The sequence below is a fragment of the Enterobacter sp. fkY84-1 genome, from assembly GCF_052974705.1.
Genome location: NZ_CP169393.1, coordinates 435917 through 451874, shown reverse-complemented (window position 1 = coordinate 451874; position 15958 = coordinate 435917). Strand labels below are relative to the sequence as shown.

The 15958-nt window shown below is 55.1% G+C and carries 20 protein-coding genes; 7 read left to right on the top strand and 13 right to left on the bottom strand.

The window, feature by feature from the left end; translation table 11 throughout:
• Positions 1-52: 52 nt before the first annotated feature.
• Positions 53-673 (bottom strand): FKBP-type peptidyl-prolyl cis-trans isomerase, encoded by a 621-nt coding sequence (gene fklB, locus ACEPLT_RS02125; RefSeq protein ID WP_008502892.1) that lies wholly within the window; start codon positions 671-673, stop codon positions 53-55.
• 233 nt (positions 674-906) lie between these two features.
• Here fklB and ACEPLT_RS02120 point away from each other — a divergent pair, with 233 nt between their 5' ends.
• Complete coding sequence (locus ACEPLT_RS02120) at positions 907-1551, top strand: OapA family protein (RefSeq protein WP_181239086.1); 645 nt, start codon at positions 907-909, stop codon at positions 1549-1551.
• A gap of 68 nt (positions 1552-1619) precedes the next feature.
• Here ACEPLT_RS02120 and rplI read toward each other — a convergent pair whose 3' ends face one another.
• Genes rplI through rpsF form a run of 4 tightly spaced genes read right to left on the bottom strand, consistent with a single transcriptional unit; the run spans position 1620 to position 3059 of the window.
• On the bottom strand, positions 1620-2069 hold the full coding sequence (gene rplI, locus ACEPLT_RS02115) for a 50S ribosomal protein L9 (RefSeq protein WP_008502894.1): 450 nt from the start codon (positions 2067-2069) through the stop codon (positions 1620-1622).
• A 41-nt stretch (positions 2070-2110) separates the two neighbouring features.
• Complete coding sequence (gene rpsR / locus ACEPLT_RS02110) at positions 2111-2338, bottom strand: 30S ribosomal protein S18 (protein WP_000135199.1); 228 nt, start codon at positions 2336-2338, stop codon at positions 2111-2113.
• Positions 2339-2342: 4 nt separating this feature from the next.
• On the bottom strand, positions 2343-2657 hold the full coding sequence (priB, locus tag ACEPLT_RS02105) for a primosomal replication protein N (RefSeq protein WP_008502895.1): 315 nt from the start codon (positions 2655-2657) through the stop codon (positions 2343-2345).
• A 6-nt stretch (positions 2658-2663) separates the two neighbouring features.
• The gene (gene rpsF / locus ACEPLT_RS02100; protein ID WP_008502896.1) at positions 2664-3059 is read right to left on the bottom strand and encodes a 30S ribosomal protein S6; all 396 of its coding nucleotides are present in this window, start codon (positions 3057-3059) and stop codon (positions 2664-2666) included.
• A gap of 340 nt (positions 3060-3399) precedes the next feature.
• Between rpsF and yjfY the strand changes: the two genes are divergently transcribed.
• On the top strand, positions 3400-3675 hold the full coding sequence (yjfY, locus tag ACEPLT_RS02095; protein ID WP_008502898.1) for a DUF1471 family protein YjfY: 276 nt from the start codon (positions 3400-3402) through the stop codon (positions 3673-3675).
• Between the two features lie 140 nt (positions 3676-3815).
• Here the strand turns inward: yjfY and ACEPLT_RS02090 are convergent, their stop codons facing one another.
• The 6 genes from ACEPLT_RS02090 to ulaA are packed head-to-tail and all read right to left on the bottom strand — an operon-like array spanning position 3816 to position 8223.
• The gene (locus ACEPLT_RS02090; RefSeq protein WP_045335503.1) at positions 3816-4502 is read right to left on the bottom strand and encodes an L-ribulose-5-phosphate 4-epimerase; all 687 of its coding nucleotides are present in this window, start codon (positions 4500-4502) and stop codon (positions 3816-3818) included.
• Positions 4495-5355 carry an L-ribulose-5-phosphate 3-epimerase gene (locus ACEPLT_RS02085; RefSeq protein WP_063616754.1) on the bottom strand — a complete coding sequence of 287 codons (861 nt, stop codon included), beginning with the start codon at positions 5353-5355 and terminating at the stop codon, positions 4495-4497. Before ACEPLT_RS02085 ends, ACEPLT_RS02090 begins: the two co-directional genes overlap by 8 nt.
• 9 nt (positions 5356-5364) lie before the next feature.
• Positions 5365-6015 carry a 3-keto-L-gulonate-6-phosphate decarboxylase UlaD gene (ulaD, locus tag ACEPLT_RS02080; protein WP_008502901.1) on the bottom strand — a complete coding sequence of 217 codons (651 nt, stop codon included), beginning with the start codon at positions 6013-6015 and terminating at the stop codon, positions 5365-5367.
• Positions 6016-6027: 12 nt separating this feature from the next.
• Positions 6028-6495: a PTS ascorbate transporter subunit IIA gene (gene ulaC / locus ACEPLT_RS02075; RefSeq protein WP_032675819.1), complete on the bottom strand. Its 468-nt coding sequence runs from the start codon at positions 6493-6495 to the stop codon at positions 6028-6030.
• 9 nt (positions 6496-6504) lie between these two features.
• A complete protein-coding gene (ulaB, locus tag ACEPLT_RS02070; RefSeq protein WP_003856022.1) occupies positions 6505-6810 on the bottom strand; it encodes a PTS ascorbate transporter subunit IIB in 306 nt (101 codons plus the stop codon).
• Between the two features lie 12 nt (positions 6811-6822).
• On the bottom strand, positions 6823-8223 hold the full coding sequence (ulaA, locus tag ACEPLT_RS02065) for a PTS ascorbate transporter subunit IIC (protein ID WP_032675818.1): 1401 nt from the start codon (positions 8221-8223) through the stop codon (positions 6823-6825).
• Between the two features lie 358 nt (positions 8224-8581).
• Between ulaA and ulaG the strand changes: the two genes are divergently transcribed.
• Both ulaG and ulaR read left to right on the top strand, forming a co-directional pair.
• Positions 8582-9646 carry an L-ascorbate 6-phosphate lactonase gene (gene ulaG, locus ACEPLT_RS02060; RefSeq protein WP_010427455.1) on the top strand — a complete coding sequence of 355 codons (1065 nt, stop codon included), beginning with the start codon at positions 8582-8584 and terminating at the stop codon, positions 9644-9646.
• A gap of 109 nt (positions 9647-9755) precedes the next feature.
• Positions 9756-10511: an HTH-type transcriptional regulator UlaR gene (ulaR, locus tag ACEPLT_RS02055; RefSeq protein ID WP_008502904.1), complete on the top strand. Its 756-nt coding sequence runs from the start codon at positions 9756-9758 to the stop codon at positions 10509-10511.
• On the opposite strand, the gene yjfP is transcribed toward ulaR, so the two are convergent.
• On the bottom strand, positions 10508-11230 hold the full coding sequence (gene yjfP / locus ACEPLT_RS02050) for an esterase (RefSeq protein ID WP_232928601.1): 723 nt from the start codon (positions 11228-11230) through the stop codon (positions 10508-10510). The genes ulaR and yjfP overlap by 4 nt on opposite strands.
• 137 nt (positions 11231-11367) lie before the next feature.
• Here yjfP and bsmA point away from each other — a divergent pair, with 137 nt between their 5' ends.
• From bsmA to ACEPLT_RS02035, 3 genes are all read left to right on the top strand, one after another.
• A complete protein-coding gene (gene bsmA, locus ACEPLT_RS02045; protein WP_023616161.1) occupies positions 11368-11697 on the top strand; it encodes a biofilm peroxide resistance protein BsmA in 330 nt (109 codons plus the stop codon).
• 136 nt (positions 11698-11833) lie between these two features.
• Positions 11834-12121, top strand: a complete 288-nt coding sequence (yjfN, locus tag ACEPLT_RS02040) for a DUF1471 family protease activator YjfN (protein ID WP_021240708.1) — start codon at positions 11834-11836, stop codon at positions 12119-12121.
• Positions 12122-12293: 172 nt separating this feature from the next.
• Positions 12294-14225, top strand: coding sequence for a methyl-accepting chemotaxis protein (locus ACEPLT_RS02035; protein ID WP_023326553.1), 1932 nt, complete (start codon positions 12294-12296; stop codon positions 14223-14225).
• Here ACEPLT_RS02035 and ACEPLT_RS02030 read toward each other — a convergent pair.
• Positions 14222-15844 carry an isovaleryl-CoA dehydrogenase gene (locus tag ACEPLT_RS02030; RefSeq protein WP_232928603.1) on the bottom strand — a complete coding sequence of 541 codons (1623 nt, stop codon included), beginning with the start codon at positions 15842-15844 and terminating at the stop codon, positions 14222-14224. The genes ACEPLT_RS02035 and ACEPLT_RS02030 overlap by 4 nt on opposite strands.
• Between the last annotated feature and the right edge of the window lie 114 nt (positions 15845-15958).

Below are 15958 nucleotides of genomic sequence, written 5' to 3'. Positions count from 1 at the left end.
TTTCACGCTATTTTCCCCTCCCCAGCCGGGGAGAGGAAATAAGAAAAGTCGATTACAGAATTTCCAGCAGCTCGACTTCAAAGACCAGAGTGCTGAATGGCGGGATGGACGCGCCAGCGCCGCGCTCGCCGTAAGCCAGGTTATGCGGGATAGTCAGTTCCCATTTGGAACCGACTGGCATCAGGGTCAGCGCTTCGATCCAGCCCGCGATAACGCCATTCACCGGGAACTCAGCCGGTTCGCCGCGCGCGACGGAGCTGTCGAAGACGGTACCGTCGATCAGCTTACCGGTGTAGTGTACGCGAACGTGGTCGGTACGCGCCGGGATTGCGCCATCGCCCTGATTGATCACGCGGAACTGCAGACCAGACTCGGTGCTGTTCACGCCTTCACGCTCACGGTTCTCTTCCAGATATTTCACACCTTCGGCGGCCATCTCTTCAAAGCGCGCGCGACGCACGGCGTCAGCACGCTCGTGGATTTCACGCAGCGCACGGTGCACAACGTCAACCGGAACGGCAGGCTGTTTACCTTCCAGCGCGTCAGCGATACCCGCCACCAGCGCTTCAGGTAACAGACCTTCCAGGCCGGATTCGCTCAGCTGCTGTCCTACCTGCAAGCCGATACCGTAACTTGCCTGCGCTTCGATAGTGTCAAAAGTCGGGGTGGTCATGGGTTTTCCTTCCATCACATTTAAAGTAGCGGGCAGCATATCAGCCATGCCCTTATGGGTAAAACTTTGTCTGAAGTTAAGGTGACAAACCGCGACGAAACAGAAACAATAGAGAGAACCAGGATTAATCCCGAACTGATGTCACGGATGTCGGGTTTACTACGCCGTTCAGGCAGTTAGCAAACTATACTTCGGGGCACAGGATAAAAAATACGCGGAGCAGGAGGAGTGCCATGCCCGGGCGATTTGAACTGAAACCTACCCTGGCGAAAATCTGGCAGGCGCCGGACAATTTTCGCATCATGGATCCGCTGCCTCCTCTGCATCGCAGAGGGATCATCATTGGTGCGCTGATGGTGATTGTGGGCTTCCTGCTTCCTTCCGGTGGCGATGATGTTGATACTGCCCCCGTCACCCGCAATGCTCAGCTGGACCTTCAGTCGCAAACGCGACCGCAGCCTGACGCACAGCCGATGCAGACGCAGCTCGTTACCCCGTCTAACGATCCGGGTCAGGTCGCGCCGGTTGAGCCAGAGCCGATTCAGGACGAACAGCCACAGGATCAGGCCGCCGCCCCGTCTCAGCCTCAGACCCAACAGCCCACCGGCATTGAGCAACAGTGGCGTTCCTATCGCGTAGAGCCGGGGAAAACGCTGGCGCAGCTGTTCCGTGACCACAACCTGCCGCCGACAGACGTGTATGCCATGGCGAAGGTGGAAGGCGCGGGTAAACCGCTCAGTAACCTGCAGAATGGCCAGATGGTGCAAATTCGCCAGAATGCCAGCGGGGTGGTGACAGGATTAACGATTGATACCGGAAATGGACAACAGGTGCTGTTTACCCGCCAGCCAGACGGCAGCTTTATCAGGGTACGTTAAGGGCGGGGTTCTGTAAAAAGCAAAACGCCGGCACAAGGCCGGCGTTCCAACGTGAGCAGAGTAAAAAATTACTCAGCTACAACGTTAACAACCAGTTTAGCGAACACTTCGCTGTGAACCTGGAAGTCAACTTCGTGCTCACCAGTGGTACGCAGAACGCCGTTCGGCAGACGAACTTCGCTCTTAGCCACTTTAACGCCTGCTGCAGAAACTGCATCAGCGATATCGCGGGTACCGATGGAACCGAACAGTTTACCTTCGTCGCCAGCTTTGGACGCGATGGTAACGGTGCCCAGTGCGTTGATTGCTTCAGCGCGAGCGTTAGCAGCCGCCAGAACGTCAGCCAGTTTGGCTTCCAGTTCAGCGCGACGTGCTTCGAAAAACTCTACGTTTTTCTTGGTAGCTGGAACAGCTTTACCCTGTGGAACCAGGAAGTTACGAGCGTAACCCGCTTTAACGTTTACCTGATCACCCAGGCTGCCCAGGTTTGCTACTTTATCAAGCAGAATAACTTGCATTACCTTATCCTCTTAAAGTCGTATTAATGGACCGTGCCCGATTACTGATGACGATCAGTGTACGGCAGCAGGGACAGGTAGCGAGCGCGTTTGATAGCGCGAGCCAGCTGACGCTGATATTTTGCACGAGTACCGGTGATACGGCTTGGGACAATCTTACCGCTTTCGGTGATGTAGTTTTTCAGCGTTGCGATATCTTTATAGTCGATCTCTTGAACGCCTTCCGCGGTGAAACGGCAGAACTTGCGACGACGGAAATAACGTGCCATATGGCTAGTCTCCAGAATCTATCAAATCAATCTGCTCGGCATGCAGAACCATTTTGCTCAGACCGTTCTTTGCCTTGTGGCAAGAGATGAACCCCTGAACGATTACTGCACTACCGACCGTTAAACTGTGAGTAATGGCCTGGTTTTCGTGTCCGCTAATAATAACGGGCATTTGGCACCACGCCTGCCGGTGAAACCCGGCTTCCTCTTGCACAGAACGATGCTCAAGCACGAACTGGCAATGCGGAATTCCTGATGGACTGACCTTTCGAAGGGGAGCCCTGCATACGATGCCGGACAACGCCAGACGGTTGGTCATCAGAAATTACTCTTCAGAATCCCCAGCATCAGAATCATCTGCGGTTTCGTTTGCGAAATCATCGCGACGCTCACGGCGCTCGTCTTTCGCTTTAACCATCGGAGATGCTTCGGTCACTGCGTTTTTGGTACGCATAACCATGCTGCGGATAACGGCATCGTTGAAGCGGAAGTTAGTTTCCAGCTCATCGATCACTTCCTGCGGCGCTTCAACGTTCATCAGAACGTAGTGTGCTTTATGCAGTTTGTTGATCGGATAAGCCAGCTGACGGCGGCCCCAGTCTTCCAGACGGTGGATCGTGCCCGCTGCTGCAGTGATTGCACCAGTGTAGCGCTCGATCATACCCGGAACCTGTTCGCTCTGGTCAGGATGGACCATAAAAACGATTTCGTAATGACGCATCGAATTGCTCCTTACGGATTATTCAGCCTCCTGTCTGGGTCAGCCGAGGCCCGGGGAGGCAAGGAACGTGTTAAAGGTCGGCTGAAAAATTGACGCGTCATAATACTTGCGCGCCCCTGGAAACTCAAGCTGATTGCACAAATAATTCGCACAAAGCGCGAAGCGGGTCTAAGTGGGTGATTTAAAATTACTCACATCCGTAAGCGGTGTTTTTTTGAACAACTGCATCAGAAATGGTCACGCATCCCCGCCGGAGGAGTGATTACACTTTAATCAGAGATAACCGAAACAGAAGAAGGAGCATCCCCCTCTCACAGCACGCAGTCGTGGAGCGCATATCATGAAAAAAATCGCATTAGCCATAATGGCGGCGCTTTTGCTCAGTGCAAACGCGATGGCAGCCATCAAGATAGACAGCCGACAGGCCAGAAACATGGATGATGTGCATAGCTTAGGCGTAATCTATATTAATCATAATTTCGCCACCGAAAGCGAAGCAGATCAGGCACTAAATGAAGAGACCGACGCCCAGGGCGCAACCTATTACCACGTGATGTTAATCCGTGAGCCCGGCAGCAACGGCAATATGCACGCCAGTGCAGATATTTACCGATAACGCCTTAACGCTAGCACCAGGAAAGCCAACAACGAGAACATAGCCATAGTTGACGTTGCCCCCTGCCCGGGGGCTTTTTTTGTGAATGGCTCCGGAATACCACCGGTTACAACTGTTTTTCGGTATTCCAGAGCACTTATTCACTTCTGCCCGTAATAGGCATTCGGGCCATGCTTGCGCATGAAATGCTTGTTCATCAGGTAATCATCAATGCCCTGAAGCTGTGGGTTAATGCCGCGGGCAATCCACGCCATACGTGCCACTTCCTCCATGACGACCGCATTATGAACGGCGTCGTGGGCATCTTTTCCCCAGGCGAACGGGCCGTGCTGATACACCACAATCCCCGGCGTATGCAGCGGCTCGCATTCTCCCAGCGTGTCGATAATCACCTTTCCGGTGTTGAGCTCGTACTCTCCTTCCACTTCATCCTGCGTTAATGCGCGCGTGCAGGGGATGTCGCCAAAGAAGTAGTCCGCATGTGTCGTGCCCAGCGCCGGAATCGCCAGCCCCGCCTGTGCCCAGGCGGTCGCGTGCGTGGAGTGAGTATGCACCACACCGCCAAGGGACGGATAACGCCGATACAGCGCCAGATGGGTCGCCGTGTCCGAAGAAGGACGCCATTTACCGTCAACGACGTTTCCTTCAAGATCGACCACCACCATATCGTCAGCGTTCATGGTGTCATACGCCACACCGCTCGGCTTAATCACGATCAGCCCCTGCTCGCGATCGATAGCGCTGACGTTACCCCAGGTGAAGGTGACCAGGCCATAGCGGGGCAGATCCATGTTGGCTTCAAAGACCTGCTGTTTAAGCTTAAGCATGTTCAGCCTCCAGTAATCCCGCGCGCGCCATACGCTCGCGCACCCAGTCCCGCGCCTTTGCTACTTCCGCAGCAGGGTTGTCCGACGTTTCGCTCCACATCTCAATCAGGTAAGGCCCGCAATAGCCTGTCTGCTTGAGCGTCTCGAAGCACCGTTCGAAATTCACCACCCCGGTGCCGAACGGTACGTTTTTAAACACGCCTGGACGGGTATCTTTGACGTGCACCGCCACGATATGCCCTATGCCTGCCTGCAGCTCCATCTGCACGTCGTTATCCCATGCCGACAGGTTGCCGATATCGGGATAAAGCTGGAACCACGGGTTGTTCAGATAGTGCGCGTAGCCCAGCGCCTTACTGATGGAGTTCATCAGCGGGTAATCCATGATCTCCATTGCCAGCGTCACCTGCGCACGGCTGGCCATCTCAACGCTCTCTTTCAGACCATCACGGAAACGACGGCGCGTTTCATTGTTGGCTTCCTGATAGTAAACGTCATAACCCGCCAGCTGGATCACGCGGATACCCACGTCCTGCGCAAAGCGGATGGCTTTACGCATGATCTCCAGCCCCTGCGCGCGCGCGGCATCATCTTCGCTGCCGAGCGGAAAACGACGATGAGCGCTCAGGCACATGGACGGCACGCGCACGCCCGTTTCCGCGATGGCGCTTACCAGTGCCAGGCGCTGTTCGCGGCTCCAGTCGAGGCGAGCAAGACGCTCGTCCGTCTCATCCACCGACATTTCGACAAAATCGAAGCCCAGCTGTTTTGCGAGCTGTAACCGCTCCAGCCAGCACTCCCCCGCAGGGAGTGCCTTTTCATAGATGCCAAGCGGGACCTGTTTTGACAACATACCCGCTCCTTAGCCCCAAAGCTGAGCGATTGAGCGTTTGAACTGACGCGCCGCTTCCACCGGGGACGCCGCATCACGAATGCTGCGACCGGCAATAAAGACGTGAATCGGAATGCCCTTGAACAGCGGCAGATCTTCCAGCGCCAGACCGCCAGTGACGGTCACTTTGAAGCCCATATCGGCCAGACGTTTGATGGCGCTGATATCCGCCTCGCCCCACGCCACACCTGCGGCCTGCGCATCACGGCTGCGGTGATACACCACCTGCTGAATGCCTGCGTCACGCCATTCTTGCGCCTGCTCCCAGGTCCAGAAGCCGGTCAGCTCAATCTGCACGTCGCCATTAAACTCTTTTGCCACGTCCAGCGCGCCTTTGGCGGTGTTGATATCCGCACAGCAGATCACGGTGACCCAGTCGGCGTTGGCTTCGAAGCACATGCGGGAGAGGATTTTGCCTGCGTCGGCGATTTTGGCATCCGCCAGCACGATTTTATGCGGATAGAGCGCTTTCAGGTCACGAACCGCACGAACGCCTTCGCCCACGCACAGAATGGTGCCCACTTCAATGATGTCCACTTCTTCCGCAATCAGGCGGGTGGTTTCGTAAGCGTGAGACAGCGTTTGGTTATCCAGCGCAACTTGCAACATGGGTAATGACATATTCAATTCCTCTTAAACGGCCGCCGCAGTGGCGTTATCAATTAAATCCAGCACGTCCTGCGCGGTGTGGCAGGCGCGTAAACGGTCAAAATTGGCTTCGTCATCAAACAGATTGACGATCTGCATGATGCCCACCTCCTGGTGGGTATTGGCATCGACAGCCGCCATAGTGATAAGGATGTCGACCGGGTCGTTATCTTCGTGGTTAAACACCAGCGGCGTTTTCAGCGTCACCAGCGCGAAGCCGGTTTTCTTGACGCCCTCTTCCGGGCGGCCATGCGGCATCGCCAGGCCTGGCGCAATCACAAAATAAGGGCCATGTTGCGCCACGCCATCCAGAATGGCCTGGTAGTAACGCGGCTCGACAACGTCAGCCTTAACCAGCAGATCCACGCTCAGTTTTACCGCTTCCTGCCAGGTGCTGGCCTCAGCCTGTAAAAGGATGGAGTTATTCTCTGCCAGCGAATCACGTAGTTTCATATGGCGTCCTTACTTCACGTCTTGTGGAAAGTGCTCTTTAATCACTTCCAGCAGTTTTGGTCCGAAATCCGCAGGCGACAGCATGTTGCGCACGCCCACCACGTATTTATTACCCGACACACTGATTTCGCCGGCGATATGAGTAGAGGCGATGATGATGTCCGCGCCGTTCAGCTCACTTTTGTATTCACCCACTGCGCAGCTGTTCACCGTGTGGTCGATGTTGGACTGGGTTAAAAACTGGTCCACTTTCATCTTCATGATCATGGAGCTGCCTTGCCCATTACCACACACAGCCAGGATACGTACGGTCATAATCGAAACTCCTTAATGAGCAGAGACTTCTGCTGTTTGTTTTTCCGCGTCTTCTTCTGCTCGCAGCGAACGGCCAGCGAAGAACATATAAGCCAGAGCAATCAGGATGATGATGGCCATAAAGACCAGCCCGATGGAGGCAAAGCCCTGCATCATCGGCGGTGCCAGAATTGACCAGTCCGCCATGCCCATCCAGGCGCTCATACCGGTGAGCTTGACCGCCCACACGCAGCCGAAGATTTCCACCATGCCCATAACCAGGCAGATTTTGAGCGCCGCACGCCAGCCGCCGAAGTGGTTAGCGAATACGCCGATGGTGGCGTTGGAGAAGAACATCGGGATAAAGCCTGGAATAATCAGGATTGAGGAGCCGCAGCCGACCAGAATGCCCACCGCAATCAGCTGGCCGATAGTGCCCCACATAAAGCCCCAGACCACCGCGTTTGGCGCGAAGCTATAGATAGCGGCACAGTCGATGGCCAGTACCGCGCCAGGAATCAGGCGCTGGGAGATACCGTTGAACGCTTCCGACAGTTCGGCAACGAACATACGTACGCCCTGAGTGATGATGAAGATCGCCACCGCGAAGGAGAAACCGGTCTGCAGGATGTAAACCGTCCAGTGGGTTTTGCCTGCCATCGCCTGCACCACGTCAATACCAAAGGAGAGCAGAATGGCACCGAAGAAGATGGTCATGACAATTGCGGTCGACACGATGTTGTCATGGAAGATATTCAGCCAGCCAGGCAGCTTGAGGTCTTCAACGCTCTCTTCTTTTTTGCCCAGGTACGGCGCAACTTTATAGGCAATCCAGGAAGCAAACTGCTGCTGATGGCCGATGGAGAAACCGCAGCCGTCCGTCACCTCCTGAGTCGGCTTGTACATCATGTTGGAGGTGATACCCCAGTAGAGCGAGACCAGCACCGCGGTGCAGATAATCGTGGTCCACATTGGGTAACCGAAGATATAGAGAGAAACCGCGATCAGCCCCGCCTGCTGGAACATGATGTGCCCGGTGAGCATGATGGTGCGAATGCCGGTAATGCGGCGCAGGAGAACGTAGATGATGTTCAGCGCCAGGGCGAGCAGCACTGCATACCCCACCCAGCTATAGGCATCACCCATGCGCTCGATGGTCGCCATCATTGACGCGTAAGTGTCAGAAATCGCACCGTTGATGCCATACACTTCGGACATTTTGGCGACGACCGGCTTAAAGGTGCTGGTCAGAATGCCAGACCCCGCCTGTAACAGCATGAAACCGATAATGGTTTTGATGGTGCCTTTAATAATCACGCTGACGCTTTTGCGCAGCAGGATATAGCCCAGACACGTCACGATACCCAGCAGCAGCGGGGCGTTGGTCATTACCTGATTAAAGAACACGGTAAAGACGTTGTAGAGGATCTCCATAACTCTCTCCAGAAATGAGAACACGAGGGGTAATCCCTGTGCGGTTGGTGTCATCACTCTATTAATCACAAATAATCACCACAAGATTGCATTTGATTATTTGTGACGTATCACGCAATTTATTTCCATGCGGTTAATAATGATTTTCACTACCGCATTATGGAAGCAAATTAATCCTTATAATTCATCAAATTAATGATTTATGCGTACTACTATAACAAGTAAGAGGCGGAGAATCTGTGAAGTTGAACGGATAAAAATCCGCATTTTTACCATTGCAAAGCGCATCAAATGGTGACAGCATTAATCACAACAAATCACTAAGTGATTACTTTTGATTAAACCAGGAGTCAAAACGATGAGTAAAGTGAACACCATCACCCGTGAGTCATGGATTCTGAGCACCTTCCCGGAATGGGGCAGCTGGCTGAATGAAGAGATCGAGCAGGAACAGGTTGCTCCTGGTACCTTTGCGATGTGGTGGCTGGGCTGCACCGGTATCTGGCTGAAATCAGAAGGCGGCGCCAATATCTGCGTCGATTTCTGGTGCGGCACCGGCAAGCAGAGCCACGGCAACCCGTTGATGAAAAAGGGCCACCAGATGCAGCGCATGGCGGGCGTGGAAAAACTGCAGCCGAACCTGCGTACCACGCCGTTTGTGCTCGATCCGTTTGCCATTCGCCAGATCGACGCCGTGCTCTCCACTCACGATCACAACGATCATATCGATGTGAACGTGGCGGCAGCGGTGATGCAAAACTGCGCGGACGATGTGCCGTTTATCGGGCCGCAGACCTGCGTGGATCTCTGGATTGGCTGGGGTGTGCCGAAAGAGCGCTGCATCGTGATGAAACCGGGCGACGTGGTGAAAATCAAAGACATTGAAATCCATGCTCTTGATGCCTTTGACCGTACCGCTCTGATTACGCTGCCGGCCGATCAAAAAGCGGCAGGTGTACTGCCAGACGGCATGGACGAGCGTGCGGTGAACTACCTGTTCAAAACGCCGGGCGGCTCCCTGTATCACAGCGGTGACTCCCACTACTCCAACTACTACGCTAAGCACGGTAACGAGCATCAGATTGACGTGGCCCTGGGCTCCTACGGCGAGAACCCGCGCGGTATTACGGATAAAATGACCAGTGCCGACATGCTGCGCATGGCGGAAGCGCTGAACACCAAAGTCGTTATTCCGTTCCACCACGATATCTGGTCAAACTTCCAGGCCGATCCGCAGGAAATTCGCGTGTTGTGGGAGATGAAAAAAGACCGCCTGAAGTACGGCTTCAAGCCATTTATCTGGCAGGTAGGCGGCAAGTTCACCTGGCCGCTGGACAAAGACAATCTTGAGTACCACTACCCGCGTGGTTTCGATGATTGCTTCACCATTGAGCCTGACCTGCCGTTTAAGTCCTTCCTCTGATTCCGAGGCCACATCGCCAGACTTGTGTCTGGCGATTTCATATTTATTTTAGTAATTTCACGCTATTTCAAATATCATCTTTTCAAATCAATTCTTATCGGAATAGCTCATGACGGAAGCGCAACGGCATCAAATTTTACTGGAACTCCTGGCGCAAACAGGGTTTATCACCGTCGAGAAAGTGATCGAACGTTTAGGGATTTCCCCTGCCACCGCGCGGCGAGACATTAACAAGCTGGATGAAAGCGGCAAGCTGAAAAAAGTTCGCAACGGTGCGGAAGCCATTAGCCAGCAGCGCCCCCGCTGGACGCCGATGAACATTCATCAGGCGCAGAATCACGATGAAAAAGTACGGATCGCCAGAGCCGCGTCGCAGCTGGTGAATCCCGGTGAGAGCGTCGTTATCAACTGCGGCTCTACGGCGTTTTTGCTGGGCCGCGAGATGTGCGGCAAGCCGGTGCAAATCATCACGAACTACTTACCGCTCGCCAACTATCTCATCGATCAGGAGCATGAGAGCGTGGTGATCATGGGTGGTCAGTACAATAAAAGTCAGTCGATTACGCTTAGCCCACAGGACAGCGAAAACAGTCTCTACGCCGGACACTGGATGTTTACCAGCGGCAAAGGCCTGACCGCTGAAGGTTTGTATAAAACCGATATGCTGACCGCGATGGCGGAACAAAACATGCTCAACGTGGTAGGCAAACTCGTGGTGCTGGTCGACAGCAGTAAAGTCGGTGAACGCGCAGGCATGCTGTTCAGCCGCGCAGAACAGATCGACCTGGTGATCACCGGCAAAGGGGCTAACCCCGAGATCCTCCAGAAGCTGGAAGATCAGGGAGTAAAAGTGCTGCGCGTTTAAAGGTGCTGGCGGAAAAACGCTACCGTGGCGTCCAGCGCCGCTGGCGTAATGCGGTGGCGAACGCCTGATTCCCACAAACAGGTCAGATTACCGTCCAGCCCTTCCTTCTTTAACGCCTGCTGCAGGCGGAAGGTACCGTCAGGTGGCACCACATCATCCGCGTCACCGTGCCACAGCAAAAGCGGGCGATCTGCGAGGCGCGGCAATGCCCGGGTTACTTCCCACTCTTCCAGCCTCGCGGTGATTTCCGCTAAATCCTGAGGGGGAAAAAGGGTCTTAGCCAGCGAGGTAAAATAACCCGAGCCCATCAGACAGGCGACCGACCTCACTTCTGGATGGTGCGTCATGATCCCCAGGGCTGTCATACCGCCCATCGACGCCCCGGCCACGGCCAGACGATTCTCGGCCACCAGCCCTGCCTCATAAAGCGCATCGCGCAATCTGGCAAACTCGGTCAGACTCCCGTGCAGTATGTGCCAGAACTGCCCAAGGCGCGCCTGCTCATTACCCATAAATCGTGCGCCGTGGTCAGGCGCATCCGGCATCACCACGCGAAAACCTGCCTGCGCCAGCGCGACCGCAAAGTAACTGTAAACCAGCTTCGATGAGGTAAATCCATGATAAAAAACCACAACAGGCAGCGATTTATCACGTTTACCCGCTGGCATAGCGTGTAAAATTTCATGGTCGCCGAGATGGCGTATTTCAATTTCAATCATTGTCGACCCTGCACGAATGGATGATTCATAATGTTGAGAACTGGATTACGGTTTCAGGCTATTTTCATTCGAAAATTACGTCCCAGCTAACACTTCGGGAACATTCCCCCAAAACTAAATTCACAGACAACTACACTATGGCTATCAGGAAACGAGATATGGTTATGCACAGGTTTGCTGCTTTATTGCTGGTGTTTCTGCTCAGCGGCTGTAGCGCACTGCAGGGAACACCGCAACCCGCTCCCCCGGTTGCCGATCATCCGCAGGAGATTCGTCGTAATCAGACGGAAGGATTACAACGAATGGGCACCGTCTCCGCGCTGGTTCGCGGTTCGCCGGATGACGCAGAAGAGGCAATAAAGGCACAAGCCGTCGCCGCCAAAGCAGATTATTACGTCATTATCATGATCGACGAAACCATCATAACGGGGCAGTGGTATTCACAGGCCATTTTGTACCGAAAATAATGGTTTACCTTTGAACGACATTTACACTGCTTTGCGTCCATAGACATTTTCCTGTCCACAATAAACTCCATGCCAGCGACAAGGAATGGGGGTTTATTCGCGAAGGATTGCCCGGCGGATACCGGAAATATGTGAAATGGAGCTGACGATGAAACGAACTCTTGCTTTGACCTCTCTGTTGCTCTCCGCAGGCCTGGTGAGCACCACCGCGCAGTCAGCAGAATTCGCCAGTGCTGACTGTGTAACTGGCCTGAATGAAATTGGCCAGATCTCCGTGAATAATATCTCGGGGAGCCCGCAAGACGTTGAACGCGTCGTGGCATTAAAGGCCGATGAGCAGGGTGCTTCCTGGTATCGCATCATCCAGATGCAGGAAGATAACCATATCGACCACTGGCGGGTACAGGCCATTCTCTACGTGTAAACTCCCTCCTGATAAAAGCCACTTATTTTTAGTGGCTTTTCGCTTTTGCAAATTTTTTATCTTATGAAAAACCAATCAATAACAGCAAAATAACATTTTGTTACATTAATTCAGTAAACGTAATCTCCGCTCTGCCGTTGAAGAACCACACCTATTCAATGATGAGCAATTTATGATCAACGTTTTTCGCCGTGCAGGCCTGGGGGCGAAGCTGTCGCTGCTTACGGGCGTCAGTGTCGCCACGCTGTTTCTGCTTTTCACTTTTCTGCTCAGTCAAAAAGCCAGCCAGCAGCTTGAAGCCCTTGCGGTAGAAGACCTGCACAATCAGTCCACCGGCATGGTCGACATGGTGCAGATGTTTAACACCAGCCTGAGTGAAGAGGTTGAGAGTTATACCCGGCTGTTTACCACCTTTTTACCGCAGCCACTGAATATTGATACTTCCCAGGCTCAGACGATTAACGGACTCAGCGTCCCGCTTCTGAAAGGCGGTGACACCGGACTGCATCAAAACAACACCCTGTCTGACGAGTTCCTGAACCGTACGGGAGCCATTTCGACGCTGTTTGTACGCAGCGGTAATGACTTTGTTCGCGTAGCCACCTCCCTGCGCAAAGAGAATGGCGAGCGGGCGATGGGCACCGTGCTGGATACCGCCAGCCCGGCCTTTGCCGCCGTCAACAGAGGGGAAGTCTACCGCGGACTGGCGCTGCTGTTTGGCAAACGCTATATCACCCAGTATCAGCCGGTTAAAAACGCCGAAGGACAGGTCATTGCGATCGTCTTTGTTGGCGTGGACATTACGCACTCCTGGAACGTCATGCGCGAGAAAATCCTCACCCGCCGCCTGGGCGAGAGCGGTCACTTCTTCGTGCTGGATCGCAGCAACGGCAAAACGCGCGGGCAATACCTGTTCCATGCCGGTGAAGAGGGGCAGTTGCCGAAGTGGGACGACGCGACGCAGCAGCAGCTTCTGGGTGACAAGCCCGGCACCCTGGAACGCGTAAGCGACGACGGCCGCACGCTTAAAATGGCGTATACCCCGTTGCCAGGCTGGAACTGGACTATCGTGGGCGAAGTGGATAAATCGGTGCTGCTCTCAAGCGTTAACGCCATGCGCGATCGCTTCCTGCTGGCCGGCGTGGTCTTATCTATCCTGTTTGCTGGTCTGTTCGTGGTCCTTATTCGCCGTGTGCTGACCCGACCGCTGAGCAATGTGATCCATCTTGCCCGGCAATATGCTGCAGGGGATCTCCGTTCCAGCCTGCCCGTGACGCGTCAGGACGAGGTCGGCCAGCTGATCGATGCCATTAACGGCATCGGCGGCGGCCTGCAAAAAATTGTTCTTCAGGTTCGCGAGGCCGCAGGCGAGATCCATTTGGGCACTAACGCGCTGGCTTCCGATACCGGCGAGATTTCTGAGCAGATCAACAAGCAGGCCAGCAGCGTGGAAGAGACCTCCGCCAGCATGGAGCAGCTGGCCGCCACCGTACAGCAAAATGCCGCCAACATGGAGCAAACGCAGCAGCTGGTGGGTGAAACCTCCCTCGCGGTCCATCAGGGCGGTGAGACGGTCACTCATGCCGTGTCGACCATGGACGACATTCGCGAGGCGTCAAAACGCATCGAAGACATCACGCGCGTGATTGAGTCCATCGCTTTCCAGACCAATATCCTGGCGCTGAATGCGGCAGTGGAAGCGGCCCGCGCGGGCGAGCATGGGAAAGGGTTTGCGGTGGTTGCGCAGGAAGTTCGCGCCCTGGCCGGACGCAGCGCCAACGCGGTGAAGGAGATTGAACAGCTGATTGGCGATACGCTCAGGAAAGTGAGCGAAGGCCATGCGCTGTCTGAACAGACGCGCCTGGCGATGGATGACATCATCATTCATATCGATAACATCAGCCAGCTGGTCACCGAGATTAACCATGCCTCACGCGAGCAGTCCGCAGGGATTGGCCAGGTGAATCTCGCCATGACCCACATTGGCGAAGCGTCGCATATTAATGCGGATCGTATCTCACGCAGCGAACAAACCGCTCAAACGCTGCGCGAGAAAGGGTCACATCTGGCTCAACTGGTGAGTCTGTTCCAGCTAAAAGACTAACCGACTCTGCCCGTCGCACGTAGCAGCAGGTCATTTTGCACCTGCTCGCTCATCAGCGTACCGCCACGGGTATCCAGCATCATGCGGCACCACGCCTGCGCCACCGGGGGCGATGCGTGCCGCAGCATTTCGCTTCCGGCACCCAGCAGGAAAAGCTGCTGCGCAATTTCCCGCCCCTGCGCCTCCTGCGGTTTACGCTGTTTTTGCTGAAGCTGTCGCCAGCTGCGGTCGAAGTGTCTGTCCTGCCCTTTTACCTGTGCAAACTCCTCGGCAAGCAGATCGTGAATACCCGGCTGCTTCGCTAGCACGCGCAGCACGTCCAGGCACATGATGTTGCCGGACCCTTCCCAGATGCTGTTCACCGGCATCTCGCGATACAGGCGGGGAAGTTCGCTCTCCTCGCAGTACCCGACTCCGCCCAGCACCTCCATCGCTTCCGCCACAAACGGGATGCCCGCTTTGCACACGCTAAATTTCGCGGCCGGGGTAAACAGCCGCGCCCATGCCGCTTCCTGGGGATCCGCGCGTTTATCCCACGCCCGGGCCAGGCGAAACAGCAGCGCCGTTTGCCCCTCCAGCACCAGCGCCATCCGACTTAACACCTCACGCATGAGCGGCTGATCGATAAGATTTTTGCCGAAGGTCTGACGCTGATGCGCGTGGTACAGCGCCACGGACAGCGCACGACGCATCAGTCCGTGGCTGCCCAGCGCGCAGTCAAAGCGCGTCAGGCCGCCCATTTTGAGAATCTGCCGTACCCCTTCGCCCTCTTCCCCCAGCAGCCAGCCGGAGGCATCAAGAAACTCTACCTCGCTGCTGGCGTTGGAGCGGTTCCCGAGCTTGTCCTTAAGGCGCTCCAGCCGGACGGCGTTGCGCTGTCCGTCAGGTAAAAAGCGCGGCACAAAAAAGCAGGACAACCCGCCCTTCGCCTGTGCCAGCACCAGATGCGCATCGCTTTGCGGGACGGAGAAAAACCATTTATGGCCCACCAGCCGGTAGCTGCCGTCGCTGCATTTTTCCGCTTTGGTGGTGTTGCTCAGCACGTCCGAGCCGCCCTGTTTTTCCGTCATCCCCATACCGATCAGCAGGCCGCGTTTTTGCGCGCCAGGCACCAGATGAGGATCGTAGCGATCGCTGAGCAGCGGCGTCAGCCAGTCGTGAAATAGTTTAGGGAGCGCCTGCTGCAGGAGCGGTGTCGCGGCAAACGTCATGGTGACGGGACAAAGCGTGCCTGCCTCAACCTGAGCATGAAGCACAAAGCGTGCGGCCCGGGCGACAAAAGCCCCTTTACGCGCCTCCTCTTCCCATGCCAGGTTATGTACCCGATTGGCACACAGCCCCTGCATAAGCAGGTGCCATGCCGGGTGAAAGCGAACGTCATCCAGTCGCTCTCCGGTGGCGTCATAGCGAAGCAACTCCGGCGGATTCACGTTCGCCAGCCTGCCCAGCTCCAGCGACTCTGCGGTGCCTAACTGCTGCCCGATGCTGGCGAGCAGTTCGATATCCCACTCGGCACCCTCACGCGAGACTGCGTCACGCAGCGCGCAGTCCGAGAGGAAAAGGTTGCTGTTAGAGAGTGGTGCAGGTTGATTGAAAACGGTATGAGTCTGCCAGTGCATACTGTCTCCCTCCTTCAGTGGCAATGACGATAAGTATGGACAGACCGCGCACACGCTGCATGGGAGGGGAGTCACACGTTCACGATCCCGCTGATATCATTCGTGAAATAGCTC

Bases quoted from the DNA above. Each gene is read 5' to 3' on its own strand.
- ulaD (WP_008502901.1), bottom strand. From the start codon at position 6,015: ATGTCATTACCCATGTTGCAAGTTGCGCTGGATAACCAAACGCTGTCT.
- rpsF (WP_008502896.1), bottom strand. From the start codon at position 3,059: ATGCGTCATTACGAAATCGTTTTTATGGTCCATCCTGACCAGAGCGAA.
- priB (WP_008502895.1), bottom strand. From the start codon at position 2,657: ATGACCAACCGTCTGGCGTTGTCCGGCATCGTATGCAGGGCTCCCCTT.
- ACEPLT_RS02085 (WP_063616754.1), bottom strand. From the start codon at position 5,355: ATGTTGTCAAAACAGGTCCCGCTTGGCATCTATGAAAAGGCACTCCCT.
- bsmA (WP_023616161.1), top strand. From the start codon at position 11,368: ATGGCTATCAGGAAACGAGATATGGTTATGCACAGGTTTGCTGCTTTA.
- yjfY (WP_008502898.1), top strand. From the start codon at position 3,400: ATGAAAAAAATCGCATTAGCCATAATGGCGGCGCTTTTGCTCAGTGCA.
- ulaB (WP_003856022.1), bottom strand. From the start codon at position 6,810: ATGACCGTACGTATCCTGGCTGTGTGTGGTAATGGGCAAGGCAGCTCC.
- ACEPLT_RS02030 (WP_232928603.1), bottom strand. From the start codon at position 15,844: ATGCACTGGCAGACTCATACCGTTTTCAATCAACCTGCACCACTCTCT.
- rpsR (WP_000135199.1), bottom strand. From the start codon at position 2,338: ATGGCACGTTATTTCCGTCGTCGCAAGTTCTGCCGTTTCACCGCGGAA.
- yjfN (WP_021240708.1), top strand. From the start codon at position 11,834: ATGGAGCTGACGATGAAACGAACTCTTGCTTTGACCTCTCTGTTGCTC.
- ulaR (WP_008502904.1), top strand. From the start codon at position 9,756: ATGACGGAAGCGCAACGGCATCAAATTTTACTGGAACTCCTGGCGCAA.
- fklB (WP_008502892.1), bottom strand. From the start codon at position 673: ATGACCACCCCGACTTTTGACACTATCGAAGCGCAGGCAAGTTACGGT.
- ulaC (WP_032675819.1), bottom strand. From the start codon at position 6,495: ATGAAACTACGTGATTCGCTGGCAGAGAATAACTCCATCCTTTTACAG.
- rplI (WP_008502894.1), bottom strand. From the start codon at position 2,069: ATGCAAGTTATTCTGCTTGATAAAGTAGCAAACCTGGGCAGCCTGGGT.
- ACEPLT_RS02120 (WP_181239086.1), top strand. From the start codon at position 907: ATGCCCGGGCGATTTGAACTGAAACCTACCCTGGCGAAAATCTGGCAG.
- ACEPLT_RS02090 (WP_045335503.1), bottom strand. From the start codon at position 4,502: ATGCTTAAGCTTAAACAGCAGGTCTTTGAAGCCAACATGGATCTGCCC.
- yjfP (WP_232928601.1), bottom strand. From the start codon at position 11,230: ATGATTGAAATTGAAATACGCCATCTCGGCGACCATGAAATTTTACAC.
- ACEPLT_RS02035 (WP_023326553.1), top strand. From the start codon at position 12,294: ATGATCAACGTTTTTCGCCGTGCAGGCCTGGGGGCGAAGCTGTCGCTG.
- ulaA (WP_032675818.1), bottom strand. From the start codon at position 8,223: ATGGAGATCCTCTACAACGTCTTTACCGTGTTCTTTAATCAGGTAATG.
- ulaG (WP_010427455.1), top strand. From the start codon at position 8,582: ATGAGTAAAGTGAACACCATCACCCGTGAGTCATGGATTCTGAGCACC.